Source organism: Sphingomonas sp. GW821-FHT03E12 (assembly GCF_059420685.1).
This window is the reverse complement of sequence record NZ_JBWKUF010000001.1, coordinates 1,071,230-1,092,878: the sequence shown is the minus strand read 5'-3', so window position 1 is coordinate 1,092,878 and position 21,649 is coordinate 1,071,230. Positions and strand designations below refer to the sequence as shown.

Below are 21,649 nucleotides of genomic sequence, written 5' to 3'. Positions count from 1 at the left end.
CGCGATTCCCTTCAGAAGCGGAAGCGGGCGCCGGCGGTGTAGACCCGGCCCATCATGTCGTAGAGGCTGCGCGTGGTGCCATAGCCGTTGACCGCAGTGATCGGCGGATCGGTGTCCATCAGATTCTGGATCGTCCCGAACAGCGCGACCCGGTTGCGCCGGTGCTGGAGCAATGTGATCTCTCCTGACACATCGAGATAGAGCCGCCCATTGACGGTCTTCCTGTCGGTGTAGTTGCTGATCTCGTTCTCGGCGCTGATGATGCCGCCGCCGACATAGCGGCCGGTGAGGCTGAGCTTATGGCGTTCGCCGACATAGGCGGCCGATCCGTTGAACCGCCAGTGCGGCTCGCCGCCGACCGCATTCACCGTGCTCTGTTCGGTGCTGCCCGCGAAGCGGCTGATATTGGCGCCGTCGACCAGGTCGAGCTTGCCGGTGTAGCTGATCAGGCCGCGCAGGTTCATCCGCCCGCCGGCAAACGGGAAACGATAGGCAAGCTCGACATCGACCCCCGCGGTCTCGACCCGCTGGAAGTTGGCGGGCGCAGTGCGGACGACCGTGATCCGGTTGCTCGCATCGCGGGTGATGAGCGAACAGACCTGCGGCGTATCGGTGTAGCAGCGCGTCACCGTCGCCGCCGCGTTGAGCGATCCGATCGCGTCGTTGAGGCGGATATTGTAGTAATCGACCGAAAGCTGGAAGCCGGGCACGAACTCCGGCGTGAACACCAGTCCCGCGGTGAAAGTATCGGCGGTCTCGGGCTTGAGATCGCGATTGCCGCCCGTCCGGTTGGTCACCGAATAGGTCTGATTGAGCACCGGATCGGTGACGCTCTGGATCAACCCGCTGCCGCCGGCGAACAGCTCGTCGAGATTGGGCGCGCGGATATCGCGTGAGCGCGTCATGCGCAGGCGGATCGAGTCATCGATCGCGTAGTTGATTCCGAGCTTCCACGTCGTCGCGCCAAAGCCCGTGCTGTAGTCGGCGTAACGGACGCCGAGGCTGAGGTCGAAATCCTTGACCCATCCGGCGTTGCTCGCCAGCGGCACCAGCACCTCGCCAAAGCCTTCCTTGACGGTCAGCTCGCCGTCCCAGGGCAGCGAATTGCCAACGCGGAACGCCTGTGCCTGCGACAGTTCGTCCGAGGTGACGACGACGCTCTGGCGCCGGTAGAGACCGCCGAACGCGACCGAAACCGGCCCGGCCCAGGTCGAGAAGGGATTGCCGCGCAAGGTCAGGTCCGCGACCTGCTGGCGGATATCCCAGTCGCGCCGCCCGGTGCCGGTGATCCACGCCTTCGCCTCTTCCGACGCCGATCCGACGCCGAACAGGTTGAGCGGCACGCAGCCATTGGTCGGGTCGGTCAGCGTCGATCGGCACACGATCGTGTTGGTTGCAGGGTTCACCACTGCGTCGAGCGCAAGCATCCAGCGCGACGTGATCCGGTTGCCGGGCGAGAGCAGATTGTTCTGGGTGCGCCCCGAGGCAAACGACGTCTCGAACGACCAGCCGCCGCCGAGCTTGCCCTTGAGGCCGACCAGTCCCTGCCAGGTGCGCGTGGTGATATCGACCTGCCCGCGCGCATAATCGATCAGGCTGCGGCCCATGACGAAGCTCTGGATGTTGTTCGCGACCATCTCTTGCCGGATCGACGCGGGCAGATAGGCATTGTCGCGGCGGATCGTGATCTGGTCGTTGCCGAGCAGGCTGTCGTTCACGACATCGGTACGCGCATAGCCGAACTCGGCCCAGGCGGTGATGTCGTTCGTCAGCTCGTAGCTGATCCTGCCATATTCGCTGTGACGCTTGACCGGGGAGGCGAGGACGAGATCGCCGCCCATCTTGACCCCGTCGCCACCCTTCATCGCGGCGGCCGTGACCAGTGTCCCGTAGGTGAAGGGCACCGGCGTGCCGCCGGGGCCGAACTGGATGCCACGCAGCCGGGTGGGCGAGTTGATCACGCCGCCATAGGAGGCGTTGGCGTTGCGCGCATCGCTGACGATCAGGAAGCGCGGCAGGCCGTTGGTGGCGGTCCAGTCGGGATTGAGGATGGTGTTGGGGCTGTTCCCCCAGTCGCGGCTGTCGAGCCGGTCGATCCCGCTCGCCTCGGCGATCTCCGCGCCGATCAGGATCTTGCCGCGGCCCGATGCGAAGGTTTCGCCCCAGGCGACCGATAGCCGGTAGCGGCGATTGTCGTTGTGATCGGTGATCGACCCCTGAAGGCTGCCGGTGACGCCCTGAAGGTTGGGGCGCAGGCGCAGATTCACCACCCCCGCCACCGCGTCCGAGCCATAGGCTGCCGACGCACCGCCGGTGACGATGTCGGTCGATGCGATCATCGCCTGCGGGATGACATTGGTATTGACGATCCCCGAAGGATTGGTCGGCACATAGCGCTTGCCATCGACCAACGTCAGCGTACGCACCGCGCCCAGCCCGCGCAGGTCGAGGAAATTGCCGCCGGTCATGCTGAACAGGTTCGTCGCGCTGCTCGGTGTCAGCGTCGCGCGCAGCGCCGGAAGCTGGTTGAGCGCGTCGCCGATATTGTCGACGCCGCTACGCTCGATCTGTTCGCTCGAAAGCGTGGTGAGCGGCGTTGCCGAAACGAAACCGCTGCGCGCCACCTGCGATCCGGTGACGATCACATCGGGCGCTTCGCCTTTCGCCGGAGCCTCGGCAGGCGGCGCGGCATCATCGTTCGTCTGAGCTGCCGCCGTACTTGCGAGCAATGCCGCCCCCGCCACCGTTGCCGCCAGCGTAACCCGTCCAACCGTCTGAATCATCCCCGCCCCTTTTCGCGTGCGTTGCCGAACACCTCTCCCAGGCTTTCAGCCGCCCCGGTTCGCGGGGTCTCGTCGGGGGCAAGTTGGCGGTCCGCGGCGCGGGGTGGCCAGTATCAAGCTTTGGCGAATGTATAGCGCGAAGCTATGGAATAGCTTCGGGCACGGCCGCGCGATACGCAGCCGTGCCCGATGGGACGAAGGTCCAGGGGATCAGGCCGGGACCGGCTCGCCCCGCGTCCGCAGCAGCCGCGCGACACCGATCGTCAGCAGCGGAAGTACGAAAACGATCAGCGTCGCGATCGCCATCGCGCGATAGCCGTTGGCGATCAGCGCGACGAGGCCGATGGCGCTGGCGATGAACACCGATCCGATCGTCACCGCGGCGGGAACGGCGATGCGCACCGATTGCGGCATCGCCTTGCCGCGCCGCTGATAGGCGGCATCGATCCGTGCATTGAACGCCTGGACAAAGCCGACGCTGCACTCGAGCAGCGCGAAGAACACCATGGTCTGGAACGCGAAGTGGAACAGCGGGCTGCCGAGTGCGTCGAGGACATAGTTGGACGGCAGTTCCTCGTTGACGATGCCGGGGTAGAAACCGACCAGACAGACGAAGAAGGCGATCGCCGGCGCCATCGCCAGCGGTCCCGCGAGCAGCCCCGACACCACGGCGTCGCGGCCGCTGCGCAGATGGCGCAGCACGGGCAGGATCAGCACCGCGCCGATGACATTGTACGAGGCATAGGTGACCCCGCCCATGAACCAGCCGTCGGTCGGCACCGGCATCGCGAAGCCCGCGCGGATCTGGGGCGTGAACTGCCACAACACCATCACCAGGAAGATCGCATAGACGCCGTAGAGCAGGATCGAGACGTATTTGAACACTGCCTCAGCCGCACTCTGCCCCGCCGCGCACACCACCAGCACCGCGCCGACCAAGGCGAGCGTGCCGACGATGTGCGGCAGCCCGAACATCGCCGCGCCGATCGCCCCCGCCGCCGATCCGAACACCGACAGGACGAGGATCAGAAAGCCGAAATAGATGATTTCGAACGCGACATCGAACCGCCCGAGCAGGGGCCGGAAGAAGCTTTGATAGTCGGTCGCGCCGACCGAATAGGCGAAGCGGAAGGTGATCGCGCAGATCACACTCCACATCACCATCGCCAGCAGCATTCCCCACAGCCCGCCGACGGGCCCGGTGGGCATGAAGAATTCGACCAGCTCGCGACCGGTGGCATAGCCACCGCCGATCACGACCGCCTTGAAGGCGAATCCGGGGAGCAGGTAACGGTTGATCGTCGATACGGCACTCACTTTTCAAGCTCCTCGAAACTGCGATTGCCGATCGGATATTGCTGCCACCCATCCCGGTCGAAATGCCACCATTCCTGCGGATATACGGTGAAGCCGTCGGCTTCCATCGCCCGGCGCAGCACTTCGCGCAGCCAGCGCTGCTCGTCGCTGCCGCCGACATAGTTGGTATAGGACCGGCTCGACATTTCGTCGTAGCGGCCGGTGGTGATCATCGGCTTGCCGCTCGCCAGGTCGACCATGGTGAGGTCGACCGCGGCGCCGCGATTGTGGCGCGATCCCTGGCTGGGATCGGCGACGAAGATGCGGCTGGCCGGCGGGGTCGCGTCCCAGAACATCTTGGTGACGTACCAGGGGCGATAGGCGTCGTGGACGAGCAGCCCGAAGCCCTGCGGCGCCAGCGCCTTGTTGATCCGCGCCATCGCCTGCGCCGCCGGCCGCTGAAGGAACGCGCCCGGCCGTTCGTAGATCTGCTGGCCGAGGAAATTGTTGGTCCCGGCGTAGCGGACGTCGAGCCGGATCGCCGGATCGAACGACTGGACCGCGACCAGGTCGGACTTGACCTTCCCGGTCTCGACCGGCGGGGTCGCGCGGCGCGCGCCTTCGCGCACCGTGTCGATCCCGCCGGTCGCCATCACCTTGCGGATCGCTGCCTCACCCTCGGCACCAAAGTCGCGGCGCGGGAAGCGGATGTCGCCGAGCTTGGCGGCCGTCACCGTACCGGTAGCGTCGCGTTCGAAGGTCAGCGCTTCGAGCGGGTAGAGGCCATGATCCTTCGGGAAGGCATAGTGATCGGCGGCGACGCGGGTGAGCGGGAGCCAGTCGACCCATTCGACGCGGGCATAGGGTTTGCCATCGCGCTCGTAGAGGCGCAGCACATTATAGTCCCAGCCATATTCGCCGATCAGCCCGGCGAGCTCGGCATTGGGCGGCGGCGGGCGGCGCCATTGCGTGCGGGTGAAGCGGCGGCCGTCGAGTTCGACCCAGCTCGCGTCGGGTGCGACCGCGACGCCTTCGCGCCACAACTGCGCGTCGTCGAGCACATAGCGGTCGCCGATGCGGCGCAGCTCGCCCGCCAGTTCCGGCGCATCGAGCACCAGCCGGCCGTCGAACACGCGCAGGTTGACGCTGTCGCCACCATTTTCGAACCGGCCGCTGAGGCGGATCGCTTCTTCTCCGCTGATCGCGGCGCTGCGCTGCCAGCCGGGCAGCGCCCGTCCTTCGCGCGCGGCGAGCCAGCTGCGCAGCGCATGCGCGCCGATCCGCTGCGCGGCATTGCCGGCATCGACCGTCGCGAAGACGACGACGCCGATCCCGGCATCGGGCATCATCTGCAGGCTGGTGACATGGCCATAGACCGCGCCGCCATGGCCGACGGTGCGCTGGCCATCGAGCGTGCCGAGGCCGAAGCCGAGCCCGAAGCTGCGCGTCCCGGTTTTGCCGTACTGCTCGCGCCACATCTCGGCGAGGGTCGCGGGCTTGAGCACCGCGCCGCCGCCATTGAGCATCGCGCGGGCGAAGGCGCCGAGATCGGCGGTATCGGTGTAGAGGCTGCCCGCTGCGGGCGTGCCGAGTTCAAGCGGCGGTGCGGCCCAGCGCCCGCCGTCGAAGCTGTTCATCTGCGAATAGGCGACCGGCCCCTTCACCGCGCGAAGTTCGAACCCGCTCGCGCTCATGCCGAGCGGGCGCAGCACCAGATCGGTGACCGCCTGCGCATAGGGCTTGCCGGTGACGCGGGCGACGACTTCGCCCACCACGGCGATACCGGCATTGGAATATTTGGTGATCGCGCCGGGTGCGGCGACCAGCCGGGTCGAGTTGAGGCTGGCGACCGCATCGGCCTGCCCCTTGGCTTCGCTGTCGAAATAATGGCCGCGCGGCGCTTCACGCACCAGCCCGCTGCGATGCGTCATCAACTGGCGCAGCGTGATCGCGCCGCCGAACGGGTTCTGCGGGCGGAAGTCCGGAAGGTAGCGCGTCACCGGCGCATCGAGATCGAGCTTGCCCTGTTCGACCAGCCGCATCACCGCGATGTCAGTGAACAGCTTGCTGACCGATCCGGCGCGATAGATCGTCGCCGGCGTCGCGGGCACCTTGCCATCGGCGTCGGCCTTGCCCCAGGCACGCGACCAGACGACGCCGCTGCGATCGATCAGCGCAACCGCGATCGACGGGATTTCCTTGTCCGCCAGCTCGGCCTGCGCAGCAGACTCGACCGAACGCGTAACCGCCGCCAGCTCAGCAGGCTGAGCGGCGGCGGGCGCGGCGCAAACCAGCGCCGCCACCATCAGTGTGCGCATTATTGCCCGCCCAGCAGATAATGATCGTAGGCGGTTCGGGCGACCTCGGCGATCACCCGCTCCTGCGTATCCACGCCCTTGGTATCGCCTTTCACGAACGCGGCGATCGCGAACTTGCTGCCGTCGGGCATCGTGACGATGCCGACATCGTTGGCGATGCTCATCAGCGTGCCGGTCTTGTGCGCGACCACCGTGCCCTGAGGCAGCAGGCCCTTCAGACGCTTCTCACCCGTGATGCAGCGTTCCATGATCTCGATCAGCACCTTGGTGCTCGATGCGCTCAGCGCCTTGCCCGACTGGATCACGGCGAGCAGCTGGACCATCGCCTCAGGCGTCGACGCGTCGCGCGGATCATTGTTGAACGGTGTATTGGGGAGGCGCTTCTGGTCCATGTCGCGCTTCGACGGATCAGCGGCGAAGGCGCGGTCGATATTCTCGCGGAACGTCCCCGGCCCCGGCGTGATGTTGAGCGCGCGGTAGATGAGCCGCGCGGTATCGGCATCGACGCGCTGACCGCTGGTGACGCCGACCTTGCGCAGCCAGGCGGTGACCGCTGCCGGGCCGCCCGCCTGCGTCACCATCACATCGGTGGCGGTATTGTCGCTGCGCGTCAGCATCAGCTCGAGCAGATTGTGCACCGACAGCGCGACGCCGGGATGCTTCATCTGCTCGGTGATTCCGGCCGACTGGACCCACACCGCCGGATCTACGGTGACCATCGCGTCGAGCTTGAAATCGCCCTTGTCGATCCGCGCGAGAACGGCGCCCGCGACCGCGATCTTGAAGGTGCTGGCCATCGGGAAGGTCTGACCGGCGTTGAGCGTGTAGACCGGCCCGCCGCCGATCCGCTGCACCGCCACCCCGACGGTGCCATCGGTCTGCTTGGCGAGCACCGCAAAGGCGGATTCAAGCTTTGCAGTTGCCGCCGGCGCCGGTGAGGCTTGGGCGCCGGCGGCGGGGATCAAAGGCGGTGCGACAAGGCACAGCGCCGAAAGGGAAAACAATACACGGCCCTTCAGCAAGCTCATACGCACACCCTGTCTCCCCGTTTGATCTTGTTTCTTAGTCTTGTTCTTGAGCGCCCGGATCAGAAACTGAACCGGATGCCCGCCGTAAATTGCCGCCCGATCACATCGTACAGATGCCGCGCGGTCGCCCAGTCATAGCCCAGGATCGGCGGATCGGTGTTGAGCAGGTTGAGGATCGAGCCATAGGCCGCGACCTTGCTCTTGCCGCCGGTCGGACGGAACAGCGTCACCTCACCCGACAGGTCGAGGTAGAAGCGGCCGTTGCCGTGCATCTTGTCGCTGATCGGCGTGCCGAACGGCTTGGTCACGGTGGTGTCGCGGGTGATGAGGCCCCCGCCGATCCAGCGCCCGGTCAGGTTGGCGCGCCAGCCGTCGGTGCTGTAGCTCGCCGAACTGGTGACGCGCAGATTGGGCGATCCGTTCACGCCATCGACAAAGGTCTGCGACAGCGTCCCCGCGAGGATCGTCCGCGCGCCGCCGTCACCGACCAGCTCGAGCTTGTTGACGTAGTTGGCGAGCACCCGCAGGTCGAGGCTGCCCTTCCAGAAATCGGTGCGGTACGACGCCTCGAAATCGATGCCCGCAGTCATGATCGACTGGAAGTTGGCGGGTGCGAGCAGGATGCCGCTGATCTGACCCGGCGTGGCACCGCTCGCAGGCCCGCGGGTGACCAGAGCGCACGATCCGGCGTCGCCATTGTTACAGCGGTTGACGATCTGCTGCGCAGTCAGCGCGGCGATCGCGCCCTCGATCTTGATGTCGTAATAGTCGAGCGAGAAGCGCAGGTCGCGGGTCGGCGACACGACCATGCCCAGGGTCAGCGTATCGGCCTTTTCGGGCTTGAGGAACGGGTTGCCGCCCTGCGTGGTCGAGACTGCATAGATCTCGTTTGCGCGCGCGCTGTCGGTGATGTTGAAGATCAGCGTCTGCCCCGCGGCGAACAGCTCCTGGATGTTGGGCGCGCGGATGTCGCGCGAGCGCGTGGCGCGGAACCGCAGGAAGTCGGTCATCGCATAGTTGATGCCGGCCTTCCACGTCTCGACCTGGCCCGACGTCTTGTAGTCGGTGATGCGCCCGGCAACGTTCAGATCGAGATTCTTGGCATAGTCCTGATCCGCGAGGATCGGGATCAGCAACTCGCCGAACGCTTCCTTGACCTCTTCGGTGCCCGAGAAGGGAAGCGTGTTGCCGACGCGATAGACGGTCGCCCCGCCCGGCCGGCTTGCCGAGATCGGATCGGAGAGCACATCGACCTCGAACTTGCGCCAATGGACGCCGCCCGCGAAGCTCACCGTTCCGGCGGGCAGCGAGAACAGACTGCCGCGCACGATCAGGTCCGCGGTCTGCTGCTTCATCTGCCAGTCGCGGATCGAATCCCCGGTGATATAGTCGAGTGCCGCTGCCTGATCTCCCGGGGCGACCACGCCGAACAGGTTGAGCGGCACGCAGCCATTGGTCGGATTGGTGATGGTCGAACGGCAGATCGGATCGACCACGCCCGGGGTCGCGGGATTATCGACCGCATCGAGCGCGTTGCGCCAGTTGGCGGTGTTCCGCGCGCCGGCGAAGTTGGTGTAGTCGCGCGCCTTGCCATAGGTGTAGGAGACGTCGTAGCTCCACGATCCGCCGAGCTTGCCGCGCAGTCCCGCCACCGCCTGCCAGTTCCACGTCACCTTGTTGATATAGCCGCGCGCATAGTCGTTGATCGCGCGGCCCATCACGAAGCTGGTGATGTCGGGATTGGCGTTCAGGATCGTGCGGATCGAGCTGGGCAGGAAGACGTTGTCGCGCTGGATCGTGATCTGATCGTTCGCGGTGATCGACGGCGCATTCTCGATGTCCGAGCGCGCATAGCCGAAGCTGGCGTAGAGCGTCGCCGCGGTGCTGAACTCGAACTCGCTCGCGCCATAGGCTGCCCAGCGCTTATAGGGCTGCTTCAGCACCGCGTCGCAGATGCCGCAGACGCCGTCGCCGCCCTGATGCGAGTTGGCGGTCTGATTGGTGCCGTAGTTGAACGGGCCGGTCTGGCCGTTGCCCAGGAACTGGATGCCGCGCAGCAATGCGGTGCCGTTGGCGCCGGTCGCGCTGTTGATCAGGCCGCCATAGGAAGCATTCGATGCGCGCGGCTGATTGACCAGGATATAGGTCGGCGCGGTGTTGGTCGGCGTGCTGGCCGGGTTGGAGATGACGGCATAGTCGCCCCATTCGCGCGAGCCATAGTCAAGGATGCCCTTGCTCTGCGCCATTTCGGCGCCGACGATGATGTGGCCGCGGCCGCCGGCGAACTTGGTACCCGCCGCTGCCGAGGCGAGGTAGCTCTTGTTATCGCCATAGTCGCTGATGCCGTATTGCGCGTTGCCGCGCACGCCTTCGAGCTTGTGGTCGATCTTGAAGTTGACCACGCCGGCGACGGCGTCCGAACCATAGGCGGCCGATGCGCCGCCGGTGACGACTTCGGCGCCCGAAATCACCGCCTGCGGGATGTTGTTGACGTTGACCACGCCCTCGGGCGACGACGGCGTCGGCCGCTTGCCGTCGACCAGGGTGAGCGTGCGCAGATAGGTGAGGCCGCGCAGATCGAGATAGTTGCCCGACGACAGCTTGGACAGGTTGGTCGACGCTTCGGGCGTGACGCTGGGCTTGAGCGCGGGATATTGATTGAGCGCGTCGGCGACGTTGGGCGCGGCGACGCGCTCGAAATCCGCAGTGCCGACGACGGTGACGGGGGTCGGGGTATCGAAGCCGCTGCGTGCGATCTGCGATCCGGTGACGATGACCTCTTCGGGCTCCTCGGCGGCATCCTGCGCCCAGGCGAAGCTGGGCAGAACCATCGGCAAGCCAAATGCCGCACCCGTCAGAATCCGGCGCTTCCAATTGCGCCGCATGCCCATCATTTCCGAAACGGCCATCGCGTGTCCCCTATTTCGATTCGTGAAAACCGTGCCCCCTGTGCGGCAGCGGAGCCGCTCTTCCGGCGACTCTCGAATTTCTCTGAGGGCATTTGTTCTCGTATTGGAGAATGTCGTCAAGACAGAAAATGACATTCCTGAGACGGGGCTGTGAAACTTCCGTTCCCGATACAGCCGGGACACCAGAACCGATTTCAAATCCGCAAATCTAGTGCTAAATAGCGGACAAATGACGCCAAGCCTCGGAACAATCGTGAAACGCCTGCGCCAGGAGCGCGGATGGAAATTGTCGGATATGAGCCGCGCCGTCGGTATTCCGCTCTCGACCTTGTCGAAGATCGAGAACGACAAGCTGACGCTGAGCTATGACAAGCTTCAGCAATTCGCGCGCTCGCTCAACATTCCGCTGACGGCATTGTTTGCCGAACCGGCGCCCAAGAAGGGCGCGCCGGTGGTGACCGGGCGGCGAAGCATCGCGACGCTCGACCGTGCGATCCACATCACCACCAACAACTATGAATACAGCTATTTCTCCGGTGAACTCCGTAATCGCCGGATGATCCCGATCCATGCGCGTGTAACCTCAAGGACGCTGGAGGAATTCGGCGAGCTGGTGCGGCACAGCGGCGAGGAATTCGCCTATGTGGTCCAGGGCGCCGCCATCCTCCACACCGAGTTTTACGAGCCAGTAACCCTGCATGAGGGCGAAGGCGTCTATATCGACAGCACCATGGGCCATGCCTATCTGGTCGCGCCCGGCCATGAAGAGGCGGTGATGCTGGTCGTGTGCGCATCGGGCGACGAACATCTCCAGGACGAGTTGATCGCCGAAGCCGAGGCGCGGCAGGGCGATGACGTGTCGGATACCGGCGCGCCGCGCTGGTCCCGGCCGGAATAGGCCATCCGAATTTTCACAAAGTAGAATACTTTCCATAATGAAAATGTCGCGCTAGGAATTCTCCAGCTGCGATTCGCCATGATGTGAATCGCGAACAGGGGAGTGGCGCATGAAGCTGCACATTTTCGCCGCGGTCGCCGCGGCCGGGCTCGCAATCGCACCGGTGCAGGGCCAGGAACCCGCCCCTGAATATGACATCGTCATTCGCGGTGGGCGCGTGCTCGACGGCGCGGGCAATCCCTGGGTCTCGGCGGACGTCGCGATCAAGGACGGGCGCATCGCCAAGATCGGCAAGGTCACCGGCAAGGGCAGGCAGGAGGTCGATGCACGCGGCCGCTATGTCTCGCCGGGCTGGATCGACATGATGGACCAGTCCGGCCGCGTGCTGCGCACCAACGGTATCGCCGAGAACAAGCTGCGCAGCGGCGTCACCACGCTGATCGGGGGCGAAGGCGGCACCCCCGTCCCCGCCGATCAGGTCACCGCCTATTTCAAGGAGCTGGAGACCAAGGGGATCGCGGTCAATTTCGGCACCTATTATTCGCCCACCCAGGCGCGGCGCGAGGTGATGGGCGATGCCGCGGGCACACCGACGGCCGAACAGATGACGCAGATCAAGGCCAAGGTGCGCATCGCGATGAACGCGGGCACGCTCGGCCTCGCCACCGCGCTCATTTACCCGCCGGGCAGCTTCCAGACCACCGACGAGCTGGTCGAGATCGTCAGGACCGCGGCGCCGTGCAACGCGATCTATGCGACGCATATGCGCGACGAGAGCGAAGGGCTGCTCGACGGCGTCAAGGAAGCGATCGCGATCGGCGAGCGCGCCGGGGTGAAGGTCGAGATCTTCCACTTGAAGGCCGCCTGGGCGCCCAAATTCGGACAGCTGATGCCGCAGGCGGTGAAGCTGATCGCCGACGCCCGCGCCCGCGGCGTGGATGTCGCGGCGGACATGTACCTCTATCCCTTCGCGGGCACGGGCCTTGAGATCATCGCGCCCAACTGGGTGTACGAGAAAGGCTTTGCCGAGGCGGTGAAGCTGCTCAACGATCCGGCGCAGCGTGCGAAGATGAAGCGCGACATCGCCGCCGGGCCGCAGCCGGGCTGGACCAACATGGTCGTCTCGGCCGGCGGCTGGGACAAGATCGTGCTGGGCAACGCGCACAATCCGCGCTGGGACAAATACCGGTTCAAGTCGCTGGCTGAGATCGCCAAGGCCGAGAACGCCGACCCCGCCGACATCGCATGGGACATCACGCTCGCCGCGCTCCCCAAGCGCGCGGTCGCGCTCTACTTCATGATGGACGAGCGCGATATCGAGACTGCGCTGAAACAGCCCTGGGTCAGCATCGGCAGCGATGCCGGCGCGGCGGAGGTGTTCGGGCAGATCGACGGCCTCGGCCTTCCCCACCCGCGCGCATACGGCAACGCCGCGCGCACCATCGCCGAGTACGTCAAGCGCCGCCCGGTCCTGACGCTCGAGGACGCGGTGCGCAAGATGACCTCCTGGCCCGCGCACCGCATGGGCCTCACCGACCGCGGCGTGCTGCGCGAAGGGCTGCGGGCGGACGTGACGATCTTCGACTATGACAGGCTCGATGACCGTGCGGCGTTCAACCAGCCCACCGTCTCGCCGGTCGGGATCGATGATGTGATCGTCAACGGCCAGCTGGTGCTGGCGGGCGGCAAGGTGACCGGCGCCCGGCCGGGTTCGGTTCTGAAGGGCGCCTGCGCGGCGCCGGGAGCACAACTCAAGTGACACGATTGAAACTGACGACAAGGCTGGAGGAATGGCCGACGCACAGCCCGTTCCGCATCACCGGCAAGGTGTGGACGAGCGTGCCGCTGCTGATCGTCGAGCTGTCCGACGGCGAGCATGTCGGCCGCGGTGAAGGTGCGGGCGTCTATTATCGCGACGATACCCCCGCGAAGATGATCCGCGAGGTCGAGGCGGTGCGCGACGCGATCGATGCGGGAATCACCCGCGCCGAGCTCCAGCAGCTGCTGCCCCCGGGCGGTGCGCGCAATGCGGTCGATTGCGCTTTGTGGGAACTTGAGGCGCGACAGAAGGACACGACGGTGATGGCGCTGGCGGGGATCGCCGATCCGCGCCCGCTGGTGACGGTCTGCACCGTCGGCGCCGACACGCCCGAGGCGATGGCACAACAGGCGCTGGCCTATGGTGGGGTACCCGCACTCAAGCTCAAGCTCACCGAATCCCCGTCCAACGCCGACCGAGTGCGTGCGGTGCGCGCTGCCTGCCCCAAGGCATGGATCGGGGTCGATGCCAATCAGGGCCTCACCCGCGCGACGACCGAAAAGCTGCTGCCGGTGCTGCTCGAGGCGAATGTGGCTTTGCTCGAACAGCCCGTGGTGGCGGGGCAGGACGCCTCGCTCGACGGTCTCAAGTCGCGCATTCCGCTCGCCGCGGACGAAAGCGCGCAGAGCCTTGCCGACCTGGCCTCGCTGATCGGGCGCTATCAGGTGGTGAACATCAAGCTCGACAAATGCGGAGGCCTGACGGAGGCGCTGGAGATCGCAAGGCAGGCGTCGGTGCTCGGCCTCAAGGTCATGGTCGGCAACATGCTCGGCACCTCCTGGTCGATGGCCCCGGCCTATGTCGTCGGCCAGCATTGCGACGTCGTCGATCTTGACGGCCCGCTGCTGCTCGGCCGCGACCGCGACGTCGCCGCGACCTATCGCGACGGCCGTATCGCGATTTCACCTCTGGTCTGGGGAGGCACTAATGCCGCTGCCTTCGCTTGAACTGCCCGCGCCCTATCTGCTGTTCCTCGGCGACCTCGTCGAGCCAGGCTATGCCAAGACCGGCCTCGGCCTCGCCGAATGGGCACGCGAACGCTGCGTCGGCGAACTGGCCTTTGCCGGAACGCAGGTAAGCACCGGCCTGCCCCGCATGACCGCGGCGCAAGCCGTCGCCGCGGGCGCGCGGTCGGTGGTGATCGGGGTCGCCAATCCGGGCGGCGTCATCGCCGACACCTGGGTCGCACCGCTGGTCGAGGCGATGGCCGCGGGGCTCGATCTGGTGAGCGGCATGCACGGCCGCCTCGCCGATCATCCTGCGATCGCCGCCGCGGCAGCACAGCATGGCGTGAAGCTTCATGACGTGCGCGTCCCGCCCGCCGGCATCCCCGTCGGCACCGGCGACAAGCGCAGCGGCAAGCGGCTGCTGACCGTCGGCACCGACTGCGCGCTGGGCAAGAAATACACCGCCCTCGCCCTCGCCCGCGCCTTTGCCGGACGCGGCGTGCCGAGCGATTTCCGCGCGACCGGGCAGACCGGTATCCTGATCGCGGGCGGCGGCATCCCGATCGACGCCGTCGTCTCCGACTTCGTCTCGGGCGCCGCCGAACTGCTCAGCCCACCGGCAGCAGCGGATCACTGGGATGTGGTCGAGGGACAGGGTTCGCTGTTCCATCCGAGCTATGCCGCAGTGACCCTGGGTCTCATCCATGGCAGCCAGCCCGACGTGATCGTGCTCTGCCACATGCCCGGACGTACCGCGATCCTGGGGCGGCCCAACTATCCGCTGCCCGCGCTCGACGTCGCGATCGAGGCGTATCTGGGCGCCGCGCGGCTGACCAATCCGGCGGTGCGTTGCGCGGGGATCAGCCTCAATACTGCGGCACTGGACGATCAGGCGGCGGCCGACGAGATTGCGCGCGTGGCGAACCGCTATGGCCTGCCCGCCGCCGATCCAATCCGGGGCGGGGCTGCGTTCGACACTTTGGTGGAGGCCTGTCTGCGCTGACGGGACCAACTGACGGAACAGGGAGTGATGGTGATGCGGAAAGCGTTCGGACTGGCATGTATCGCACTGGCCGTGCTGCCCGGGGCTCCGGTCACCGCCACTCCCGTGCCGGCGCCGGCGGCAAATGCACCCCGCCAGTCGGCGCCGGCTTACGACATCGTGCTGCGCGGCGGCACCATCTATGACGGCAGCGGCAAGCCCGGCGTGAAGGGCGACGTCGCGATCCGCGGCGAGCGCATCGTCTATGTCGGGCCGAAAGCGCCGGGCAAGTCCAGGACCGTGATCGACGCCACCGGCATGGCGATCGCGCCCGGCTTCATCAACATGCTGAGCTGGGGCATCGAATCGCTGATCGCCGACGGCCGGGGCCTCAGCGAACTCAAGCAGGGCGTGACGCTTCAGGTGTTCGGCGAGGGCGAGAGCATGGGCCCGCTCAACCCGGCGATGAAGGCCGACATGGTCCGCCGCCAGAGCGACCTGCGCTACAACGTCGAATGGACGACCCTGGGCGAATATCTCGACTGGCTCACGAAGCACGGCGTCTCGCAGAACGTCGCCTCGTATGTGGGCGCCGCGACAGTGCGCACCAATGTGCTCGGTGAAGGCGATGTCGATCCCGATGCGAACCAGCTCGCCCGGATGCGGGCGCTGGTCGCGGCCGAGATGCGGCAGGGCGCGCTCGGCGTCGGATCGTCGCTCATCTACGCCCCCGCCAGCTATGCCGAGACCCCGGAGCTGATCGCGCTGGTCGATGAGGCCGCGCGCTGCGACGGTGGCTATATCAGCCATATGCGCTCCGAGGGTGACCGGCTGCTCGAAGCGATCGACGAACTGGTTTCGATCGCCCGCGCGACCGGCGCGCGTGCCGAAATCTATCACTTCAAACAGGCGGGCCGCGACAATTGGCGCAAAATCGACGCCGCGATCGCACGCGTCGAAGCCGCCCGGCGCGAGGGACTGAAGATCACCGCCGACATGTATCCCTATGACATCGCCGGTACCGGGCTGGATGCGGCGATGCCGACCTGGGTCCAGTCGGGCGGGCTCGAGGCGTGGATCGAGCAGCTGCGCAAGCCCGAGATCCGCGCGCGGGTCATCGCCGAGATGAAAATGCCCGGCGTCGGCTGGGAGAATATGTACCGTGCCGCGGGCGGCGCCGGCGGGATGATTGCGGTCGGCTTCAAGAACGAGAAACTGAAGCCGCTGTCGGGCAAGACGATCGCCGAGATCGCGGCAATGCGCGGCACCACGCCCGAGGATACGATCATCGATCTGGTGATCGAGGACGGCAGCAGGGTCGGTACCCTCTATCGGCTGATGGACGAAAAGAATGTCGCACGCGCGACGTCGCTGCCGTGGATGAGCTTCGGCTCCGACGCCGGTGCGCAGGCGCCCGAAGGCGCGTTCCTCAAATCCCGCCCGCACCCGCGCGCCTATGGCACCTTCGCCCGCGTGCTCGGCAAGTATAGCCGCGACGAGAAGAGGCTCTCGCTCGCCGAGGCCGTCCGCCGAATGAGCGCACTGCCCGCCGCCAACCTCGCACTGCGCGAGCGTGGCTCGCTCAAGCCCGGCTATTATGCCGATGTGGTGGTGTTCGATCCCAGGACGATCGCGGACCGCGCTACGGTCGAGAACCCATGGGCGCTCGCCACCGGAGTCCGCGACGTGTTCGTCAACGGCACCGCGGCGCTGCGCGGGGGCGAGGCGACCACGGCGCGTCCGGGTCAGGTCGTCCGCGGCCCCGGCTGGACCGGCTGGCCGGGCGGCGGCGCCTGCAAACCCGCCAGGTAATCCGCCAAGACGGCGGCGGGTTCACCGCCGCCGCAGCTCCGCCGCATAGTCCGTCGCCGGCACGCCGAGCCGCACGGTGTCGCGGATCGCCACGCGCATCCGCTCGAAGGTGGCGAGCAGTTCGCCGGAGTCGAACTGGTCCGCGCGGACATTGTAGCGCCGCGGCTCGATGTCGAACCCCGCATACATGCTGAGCCAGCTCGGATCCTGGAACGTCTCCCATTCGTAGCGCACCAGTTCGCCCTGCGCGCGCCAGGCATCGATCTTGCGCTGCAGATGCTCGGGCAGCTCCATCGTCCGCATCCGGTCCCATAGCGGCTCGCCCGTGCGGCGGTTCAGGCAATAGTGGAGCAGCAGGAAATCGCGGATTCTCTCGAACTCCAGCTGCGACTGGCGATCGAACAGCGACGCCAGTGCCGGGTCGAAGCCCCGGTCGGGGAACAGCCGCACCAACCGTTCGAGGCCTGACTGGATCAGCGTGATGCTGGTCGATTCGAGCGGCTCCAGGAACCCGCTCGCCAGCCCGATCGCGACCACATTGCCTTTCCAGAAGTTGGCACGGTGCCCCGGCGTGAAGCGGATGCGCCGCGCCTCGCCGATCGCCGCCCCTTCGATATTGCTGCGCAGCACCGCTTCGGCTTCGTCATCGCTGATATGGTCGGAGCAGTAGACATAGCCGTTGCCGATCCGGTGCCGCAGCGGGATATGCCATTGCCATCCGGCTGCGCGTGCGGTCGAGGTGGTCACCGGGCGATAGGCCTCGACCGGCTCGCAGCCGAGTGCGATCGCGCGGTCGCACGGCAGCCAGTTGCGCCAGTCGATGAACGGCACGCCCATCGCTTCGCCGATCAGCAGCCCGCGAAAGCCTGAACAGTCGATCCACAGATCCGCCGCGACGCTGCCGCCATCGGCAAGCCGCACCGCCCGCACCTGGCCGTTTTCCGGGTCCTGCTCGACCCCCTCGATCCGCGCGTCGATATGCGTGACACCCAGCGACAGCGAAAGATCGCGCAGCACCGACGCGAATTTCGACGCATCGAAATGCAGCGCGAAATCGAACACGCCCAGCTCGCTGCCGGGCTGTTCTGGCGGCGACAGGAACCGCCCCTGCTCCGCCAGCTGGGTGCACAGGCAATAGTCCTCCAGCGACAGGTCATGCCCTGCCGCCCGCAGCTTCAGCCAATATTGGTGGAAAGGCACCCCGCGCGCCGGCACGCCATAAAGACCGAACGGATGATAGAAACGATGCCCGGGCTCGGCCCAGTCGGCGAAATGGATGCCGAGCTTGATCGTCCCCTCGGTCGCCTCGAGCACCTGCGCGTCGCTCAGGCCGACTACGGCCAGGAAATCGCGGATCGCGGGGACCGTCGCCTCGCCAACGCCGACCGTGCCGATCTCCGAACTGTCGATCAGGGTGATGGCGATCTTCGTATGGGCCAGGGTGCGGGCCAGATAGCTTGCCGCCATCCATCCCGCGGTTCCGCCACCGACGATCGCGATGCTGCGGATCGCGTCCTCTCCATGTTCTTCTGTCATTGCGTCATTCATCCGCGGCAACGCCCATCGTGCCAATAAAAAATGCCCGCCGAACGCGTTGCGAACGGCGGGCAGTGAGGAGTCACTTCAAGCGATCAGAACTTGGCGCGGACACCCGCGACGAAACGACGCTCATAGATCTGGTCCCAGCCGACCTGGTCTTCCCAGGTCAGGTAGTAACGCTCATGCTCGCCCGTGAAGTTCGACGCCTGGCCGTAGATGGTGAAGTTGTCGGTCACGTCGAACGAGATCGATGCATCGAAATAGTTGGTCGGGCGCTGATAGACCGACAGGCCGGCGATGCCGCTCCAGTTCTGGGTCTCCAGACGCTTCGAACGGTAGTTGTAGGCGATACGTGCCGAGAACGGCCCGGATTCGTACCACAGCGCCGCGTTGACCTGATGCTTCGAATTGTCCTGGAACGGCTGCTTGTTGCCGGCCAGATCGACACCGCCCGCATCGCCCAGCGACAGGGTGTAGTTGGCGTCGATGCCGAAGCCGCCGAGCCAGCCATTGACCCCATAATCGGTCAGTGCCTGGCGGGCCGAGAATTCGAGGCCCTTCAGCGTACCGCCCGCACCCTGGGTGATCGTGTTCACCGGCAGCGCGGTGTTGCGGATCACGCCGTCATTATCGGGGATGTCGTTGCGCAGGATCGTCGTGTTGACGATGAAGCTATCCACCGCGAGATAGAAAGCACCCGCCGCCAGCAGGCTGGAAGGTCCGGTGTAGAGTTCGAGGCTCGCCTCGACGTTGCTCGACCGCCACGGATCCAGATTGGGGTTGCCGCGCTGCTGCGCCGACTGGGCGCGGAAGATCGGCGGATTGACCGTGGTGTCGATCGCATAGCCGACGTTCAGACCACCGCCCCATTGCAGGAAGTCGAGCAGCGTCATCGTCTTGGCATAGGATACGCGGAACTTCAGCTTGTCGCTGAGGTCGAACGACGCGTTGAACGCCGGCAGGAAGTCGGTGAACTCACGGTCGGTGTAGAAGTCACCGGCATCGACACCCGACACGCCATAGGCCTGCGGCACGCCGACGATGTTCTGGCGCACGCGGAACTTGGTGTTGACGACGCGGACGCCGCCATTGGCGCGGAACGGCAGGCCGAAGACTTCGCCTTCGCCGTTCACCTGCACATAACCGGCGATCTGGCGCAGGTTCATGTCGAACGAATCCGCCGGGTTCACATTGTTCTTGTTGCCCGGGTAGAACTTGTTCTGGAACGCTTCAGAATTGTCCATCGCACGCGGGTCGAGAACCCAGATGTTGGGCGCACCGGGCGCCGGCATCGCATACTGCTTGACCAGCCCGCTGAAGATCGGATCGGTGCCCGGACGGACGAAGCCCGCTGTATAGGCATTGCCCAGCGAGTCGCGGACGGCGCAGCTCGAATTGTTCAGATTGACGTCGAACGCCTTCCACTTGACGAAACAGCCGGCCGCCGGGTTGCCCGGATGATCGGTGTTGCCGACATAATAGGGCGAGACGCGCTCGAACACGAACTGCTCGGCCGAACGCTCGCTGTAGCGGGCGCCGGCGCTGATGCCGATGCCGCTGTCCGACTTCCACTCGACGTCGCCGCGGATCGTCCAGATGTCGCCTTTGCGGTATTCATTGCCTTCCGACGAGATCGTCTTCAGCGCGTAGCGGCCGAGATCCTTGGCTTGGTTGAGGAAGTTGGTCGGGAAGGTGAAGGCCAGCGCACCGCTTGAATAGTCGAGCGTCGCCTTCTGGCTGTAGACGCGATAGCCGCCCGGGTTGAAGGCGCGGTCACCGCCCAGGCTCGCCGGATAGTTGCCAACACCCGAATAGGCCCACTGGACGCCGTCGGTCAGGTTGAACTGCAGATAGCTCTGGTCGAGCTCGCGCTCCGCCTTGCCATAGATGCCGCGCAGCGACGCCTTCAGCCCCTCGCCATTGTCGAAATCGAGCTGGAGGTTGTAGTTCTGCGATTCCGACTTGATCCGGAAGGTTTCCGAATAGCTGTCGAAATTCGGCATGTCGTATTCATAGGTCTGGACCGTATTGATGTCATACACGCGTCCGCCGATCGCCGTGGGGGTCTTGGCCCCCGTATTGCGCGACTTGGTCGGCCTGTAGGGCGACGACATCCAGTCGACATTCTGGAACTGGAAGCCCGCGGTACGGTCATACTGGGTCTGCTTGGTGTAGAAGGCATCCGCGGTCAGCTTGAGCGTGTCGCTCAGCTCGAACTGGAGCGACACATTGCCGCCGAAACGCTCGCGCGAGGTGATGCGGTTCCACACGGTGTGCGACTGTGCAGTGATGAACGCATCGTTCGCGTCGCCATCGCCGTTCATGTCGAAACCGGTGATGACACCGGCGGCGTTGCGGATCGGCGTGCCGCGGCTGACGCCGTTGTTGCCGACCGCAAAGTCACCCTGGGCCTGCGGGACTTGCGCCTGCTGCGCGGCGCTCAGGCCTTCTTCGCTGAGGCCGACGCCATAGCTCTGGATGCCGTTATAGCTGTTGGACAGATCGACCTTGCTGTACGCGGCCGAGACGAGGATGCCGAAGCGGCCCGAATTATAGGCGACCAAGCCGTTGAACGACGGATTCCACTTCTTGGTCTTGTCGCCATATTGCGCTTCCGCCGCGGCCGAGACGGTCAGGCCCTGCGGCAGGCTGAACGGACGGCGCGTGAGCAGGTCGACGGTGCCCGAAAGGCCGCTCTGCTGCAGCGAGGCGGTCGGCGACTTGAAGACGGTTGCGCCAGCGAACAGCTGCGAAGGGATGTCGGTGAAGTTCGGCTGGACGGTGGTGACCGAATTGGCGCCGAGGAATTCTTCGCCGTTGAGCAGGGTCGTGACCTGCGGAAGGCCGCGAATGTTGATCCGGCCGCCTTCGCCAGCCTCGCGGCGGATCTGGATGCCGGGAATGCGCTGGAGCGAATCGGAAATGGTGCGGTCGGGCAGCTTGCCGATATCCTCGGCGCTGATCGCATCGACGACGCTGTCCGCCTCACGCTTTACGTCGATCGCACGCGCCTGCGATGCGCGGATGCCGGTGACGAGGATTTCCTCGGCGGTTTCTTGTCCGGCAGCAGCATCCGCTGCGCCCTGAGCGGCTGCAGCCTGCTGCGCCTGCGCGATGCCCGGGATGCTAAGCGCTGCAGCAGACACCGCCGCGAGCAACACCGTCCGCGCACCAACCTTCCGAATCAACATACCCTTCTCCCTGTGTCCCGGCAGACAGACGCCGCCACCCCTGCCCCGCTGCTTCCCGCGGGATCAGGGGTGTATGCAATACATTTATGAGACCAATAGTCAATATGTATGAGACCAGTTTGGCAAA

Annotated in this window: 12 protein-coding genes; 5 read left to right on the top strand and 7 right to left on the bottom strand. The window is 65.7% G+C overall.

The genetic code is table 11. The features are described from left to right. Positions 1–11: 11 nt before the first annotated feature. The 5 genes from AC07TU_RS05270 to AC07TU_RS05250 form a co-directional block, all read right to left on the bottom strand. The gene (locus tag AC07TU_RS05270) at positions 12–2,783 is read right to left on the bottom strand and encodes a TonB-dependent receptor domain-containing protein (protein WP_495186843.1); all 2,772 of its coding nucleotides are present in this window, start codon (positions 2,781–2,783) and stop codon (positions 12–14) included. Between the two features lie 210 nt (positions 2,784–2,993). Continuing rightward, positions 2,994–4,100: a YkvI family membrane protein gene (locus tag AC07TU_RS05265; protein ID WP_495186842.1), complete on the bottom strand. Its 1,107-nt coding sequence runs from the start codon at positions 4,098–4,100 to the stop codon at positions 2,994–2,996. After that, on the bottom strand, positions 4,097–6,397 hold the full coding sequence (locus AC07TU_RS05260; RefSeq protein WP_495186841.1) for a serine hydrolase: 2,301 nt from the start codon (positions 6,395–6,397) through the stop codon (positions 4,097–4,099). Before AC07TU_RS05260 ends, AC07TU_RS05265 begins: the two co-directional genes overlap by 4 nt. After that, positions 6,397–7,425: a class A beta-lactamase gene (gene bla, locus AC07TU_RS05255; protein WP_495186840.1), complete on the bottom strand. Its 1,029-nt coding sequence runs from the start codon at positions 7,423–7,425 to the stop codon at positions 6,397–6,399. The genes AC07TU_RS05260 and bla overlap by 1 nt, the downstream gene beginning before the upstream one ends. A gap of 59 nt (positions 7,426–7,484) precedes the next feature. After that, complete coding sequence (locus AC07TU_RS05250; RefSeq protein ID WP_495186839.1) at positions 7,485–10,334, bottom strand: TonB-dependent receptor plug domain-containing protein; 2,850 nt, start codon at positions 10,332–10,334, stop codon at positions 7,485–7,487. A gap of 229 nt (positions 10,335–10,563) precedes the next feature. On the opposite strand from AC07TU_RS05250, the gene AC07TU_RS05245 reads away from it, so the two are divergent. From AC07TU_RS05245 to AC07TU_RS05225, 5 genes are all read left to right on the top strand, one after another. After that, positions 10,564–11,232 (top strand): helix-turn-helix domain-containing protein, encoded by a 669-nt coding sequence (locus AC07TU_RS05245; protein ID WP_495186838.1) that lies wholly within the window; start codon positions 10,564–10,566, stop codon positions 11,230–11,232. A 109-nt stretch (positions 11,233–11,341) separates the two neighbouring features. Continuing rightward, entirely contained in the window at positions 11,342–12,991 is a 1,650-nt protein-coding gene (locus AC07TU_RS05240; RefSeq protein WP_495186837.1) for an N-acyl-D-amino-acid deacylase family protein, read from the top strand. Then, a complete protein-coding gene (locus AC07TU_RS05235; RefSeq protein WP_495186836.1) occupies positions 12,988–13,998 on the top strand; it encodes a dipeptide epimerase in 1,011 nt (336 codons plus the stop codon). Before AC07TU_RS05240 ends, AC07TU_RS05235 begins: the two co-directional genes overlap by 4 nt. Beyond that, the gene (locus AC07TU_RS05230) at positions 13,979–15,001 is read left to right on the top strand and encodes an N-acetyltransferase DgcN family protein (RefSeq protein ID WP_495186835.1); all 1,023 of its coding nucleotides are present in this window, start codon (positions 13,979–13,981) and stop codon (positions 14,999–15,001) included. The genes AC07TU_RS05235 and AC07TU_RS05230 overlap by 20 nt, the downstream gene beginning before the upstream one ends. Before the next feature lie 33 nt (positions 15,002–15,034). Next, positions 15,035–16,792 carry an N-acyl-D-amino-acid deacylase family protein gene (locus AC07TU_RS05225; protein ID WP_495186834.1) on the top strand — a complete coding sequence of 586 codons (1,758 nt, stop codon included), beginning with the start codon at positions 15,035–15,037 and terminating at the stop codon, positions 16,790–16,792. Between the two features lie 21 nt (positions 16,793–16,813). On the opposite strand, the gene AC07TU_RS05220 is transcribed toward AC07TU_RS05225, so the two are convergent. Next, positions 16,814–18,328, bottom strand: a complete 1,515-nt coding sequence (locus AC07TU_RS05220) for a tryptophan halogenase family protein (RefSeq protein ID WP_495186833.1) — start codon at positions 18,326–18,328, stop codon at positions 16,814–16,816. 95 nt (positions 18,329–18,423) lie between these two features. Next, a complete protein-coding gene (locus AC07TU_RS05215; protein WP_495186832.1) occupies positions 18,424–21,522 on the bottom strand; it encodes a TonB-dependent receptor in 3,099 nt (1,032 codons plus the stop codon). Positions 21,523–21,649 lie beyond the last annotated feature (127 nt).

Coding starts and splice junctions, on each gene's coding strand:
- AC07TU_RS05270 (WP_495186843.1), bottom strand. CDS start 2,783: ATGATTCAGACGGTTGGACGGGTTACGCTGGCGGCAACGGTGGCGGGG.
- AC07TU_RS05260 (WP_495186841.1), bottom strand. CDS start 6,397: ATGCGCACACTGATGGTGGCGGCGCTGGTTTGCGCCGCGCCCGCCGCC.
- bla (WP_495186840.1), bottom strand. CDS start 7,425: ATGAGCTTGCTGAAGGGCCGTGTATTGTTTTCCCTTTCGGCGCTGTGC.
- AC07TU_RS05250 (WP_495186839.1), bottom strand. CDS start 10,334: ATGGCCGTTTCGGAAATGATGGGCATGCGGCGCAATTGGAAGCGCCGG.
- AC07TU_RS05245 (WP_495186838.1), top strand. CDS start 10,564: ATGACGCCAAGCCTCGGAACAATCGTGAAACGCCTGCGCCAGGAGCGC.
- AC07TU_RS05240 (WP_495186837.1), top strand. CDS start 11,342: ATGAAGCTGCACATTTTCGCCGCGGTCGCCGCGGCCGGGCTCGCAATC.
- AC07TU_RS05230 (WP_495186835.1), top strand. CDS start 13,979: ATGCCGCTGCCTTCGCTTGAACTGCCCGCGCCCTATCTGCTGTTCCTC.
- AC07TU_RS05225 (WP_495186834.1), top strand. CDS start 15,035: ATGCGGAAAGCGTTCGGACTGGCATGTATCGCACTGGCCGTGCTGCCC.
- AC07TU_RS05220 (WP_495186833.1), bottom strand. CDS start 18,328: ATGACAGAAGAACATGGAGAGGACGCGATCCGCAGCATCGCGATCGTC.
- AC07TU_RS05215 (WP_495186832.1), bottom strand. CDS start 21,522: ATGTTGATTCGGAAGGTTGGTGCGCGGACGGTGTTGCTCGCGGCGGTG.